Raw genomic sequence first — 2,878 nt, 5'->3', positions numbered from 1 at the left:
ACGTTATGCAGATTTGAATTTGGGGGCTGCAGAGATTGCCATGATTATTGGAGTCTCTCCTGCCAAGGTCGGGAAAATTTTCAAAGCATACAAACAAATGTCTCTTCCTGATTATATTAATCGGGTCCGGTTAGAGAAGGCAGTTGAGTGGATGGAGAATTCGCAGTTGACCATTCAAGATGTCATTCGTAAAGTCGGATTTGAAAATGGGAGTTATTTTTACAAAGTTTTTAAAGCTAAATTTGGAACAACTCCACGTGAATTTATTGCAAAACGAATAAAAGATCGCGTGTGAGGAGACCAACCGTTACGTGAACATAGGCTGCTTAAGCCTTGCTGCGTAGCGGTTTTTTTTGTGTAAGAACAAAAAAATACAGTTCGTGAACAAGTGACAGTCCAAAAAGTACGGTGGATACAACAAGTGAAAATAAAATGAGCAGTTTACCATTTCTCCATGTGTACTTTACATTTAGGGTGCCAATCAGGTTTGAATAATAATTTACCCTAAGGAGTGAAACTGTGACTGCACTGAAGAGAGAATTAAACCATTTGAGAAAAAACAGGAGCTTATTTTTAATCTCCCTTCCGGCACTGTTGTTCGTTTTTGCGTTCTCTTACTTGCCGATGTTTGGGGCTGTGCTAGCGTTCAAGGATTTTAACTATGCTAAGGGGATCTGGGGAAGTGATTGGGCGGGTCTGGACAACTTTAAGTTTTTCTTCACATCACAGGATGCGCTCAGAGTAACGCGCAATACGCTGGTACTGAACGCTTTGTTCATTGTTATCGGACTGGCGGCCTCGGTCGTATTCGGAATTTTGTTAGCTGAGCTTGGAAGAAAAGCAGTGAGAGTTTTTCAAACGATACTCTTTTTTCCTTATTTTTTATCCTGGGTTGTCGTGGGTTATTTAACGTATATCCTGCTCAATCCTTCGTACGGTGCCGTTAATAAGCTGCTGGAATGGTTGAATATATCGCCGGTTGATTGGTACTCCGATCCTAAGTACTGGCCTGTTATCCTGGTGCTCACGTATCTATGGAAAAATGTTGGCTATACGGCAATTATTTTCTATACCGGCTTGATGTCAATTGATCCTAGCTATTATGAAGCTGCAGCCATTGATGTCGTAGGAGACATCGGTATGGCATCGGCTGCTGGGCTTTATCAATCATTTGTCGGGCTTGTGCTTGTTCTAATTACGAATCGGATTGTTAAAAAAATCGACAGCGAGAGTGCGTTGTTCTAGCCTGAAGGGGAGATAGCTATGCCGATCCGAAGTCGAGCACAGCAATGGTTTCAAAGTTTAAACCATTTATTTTTTATTTTAACTTCAATTGTGACGGTCATCCCACTTATCTATGTGCTGTCCGTATCCTTAACGTCCGATTCGGATATTGCTCATTATGGCTATAGTCTCATTCCTGCACATATCACAGGCAAGGCCTACAACTACCTGCTGCAAACGCCGAAGCAGCTAATTAATGCGTATATCATTACCATCATTGTTACGGTTGTTGGTACCATTTTGAGCCTTATTCTAACGACTACTGTCGCTTATGTCATGACACGCAGAGATTATCGCTATCATCGTATTACTACATTTTATGTCTTCTTTACAATGCTTTTTAATGGTGGTCTTGTGCCAACCTACATGGTCATGACCAAAATTCTGCATCTCCAGGATACGATATTTGCGTTATTCCTGCCCTATGGTGTAAGTGCATGGTTTGCCATGCTCATGCGTGGATTCCTGATGGGCATGCCGTTCGAAGTCATCGAATCGGCAAAAATTGACGGGGCAAGTGAACTGCGAATTTTCGCCGGTATCATTGTGCCGCTCTCCAAACCAGCGTGCTGGCGATAGGTCCCATGATGTTTGTATTTCCATTGTTTCAGAAATACATCGTTAGGGGTCTCACCTTAGGTGCAGTTAAAGGTTAGGTTGTTACGCTCATTTGAGTGTTCAATATAATAGAAAAATTAGGGAGGCCAAGAAATGAAAACAAGAAAAATGAAATCGATCTCACTTGTATTAGGCGCAGTATTGTTAAGCTCAGCTATGCTCGCAGGTTGCGGTAAAACGGGGGATACGCCATCTTCCTCCTCACCTTCGCCAGCTGCCAAAGAAACCATGGCTTCAGGAACAGAGACAAAGAAACTTGATCCAGTGACGCTCAAATGGTATTTGCCTCAAGGTGCTTTCCCAGATGCTAAAGCGGTATTTGCAGAGATGAGCAAAATCACCAAAGAGAAAATTAATGCTGATCTCGATATTGAGTTCATAGATTGGGGAAATTACGATCAAAAGATGCAAGCCGTTCTTGCTTCTGGTGAAAGTGTAGATCTCATGTTCACTTCGAATTGGACGAATGATTATGTATCTGCCGTGAATAAAGGTGCTTACCTGGATGTCACGGATTTGCTTAAGAAATACGGCACGAATATTTTGAAACAGGTACCTGAAAAAGCATGGGAAGCACCGAAGATTAACGGCAAACTATATGGCATTATTAATACACAAGTTTTGGCAAAGGCCCCAGGTATGCTTATCAATAAAACGTATGCAGATAAATATGGATTCGATCCTTCAAAAGCGAAGAAAATGGAAGACTTGACGCCGTTCTTGGAAAAAGTTGCCGCGGGCGAGAAGGATAAATACGCCTTCCGTGTGAAAGGRAATGACGATCAGCTAAGTTATATTGGTTCTGCGCTCGGCATTGAATATTTTTCAGACACGAACCCAGGAGTGCTTCTTATCGATGATAAGGATACTAAGGTCGTGAACCTCTTTGAAACCAAGGAGTATACAGCATTTCTTAAATTGATGCATGAGTGGTACCAAAAAGGCATTATTCGTAAAGATGCGCCAACGATTACAG

The 2,878-nt window shown here is 42.0% G+C and carries 4 protein-coding genes; all 4 read left to right on the top strand.

What is annotated here, in order from left to right; genetic code table 11:
* A partial coding sequence (locus AC1DUA_RS37790; protein WP_477504594.1) for a helix-turn-helix domain-containing protein occupies positions 1-295 on the top strand: 295 nt, incomplete at its 5' end.
* Between the two features lie 224 nt (positions 296-519).
* The gene (locus tag AC1DUA_RS37785; protein WP_477504593.1) at positions 520-1,245 is read left to right on the top strand and encodes an ABC transporter permease subunit; all 726 of its coding nucleotides are present in this window, start codon (positions 520-522) and stop codon (positions 1,243-1,245) included.
* 18 nt (positions 1,246-1,263) lie between these two features.
* Positions 1,264-1,863 (top strand): carbohydrate ABC transporter permease, encoded by a 600-nt coding sequence (locus AC1DUA_RS37780; RefSeq protein WP_477504592.1) that lies wholly within the window; start codon positions 1,264-1,266, stop codon positions 1,861-1,863.
* Between the two features lie 132 nt (positions 1,864-1,995).
* A partial coding sequence (locus AC1DUA_RS37775; RefSeq protein WP_477504591.1) for a type 2 periplasmic-binding domain-containing protein occupies positions 1,996-2,878 on the top strand: 883 nt, incomplete at its 3' end.

It is taken from the genome of Paenibacillus sp. 01T422, assembly GCF_056398785.1.
This window is presented reverse-complemented; position numbering and strand designations above follow the sequence as displayed.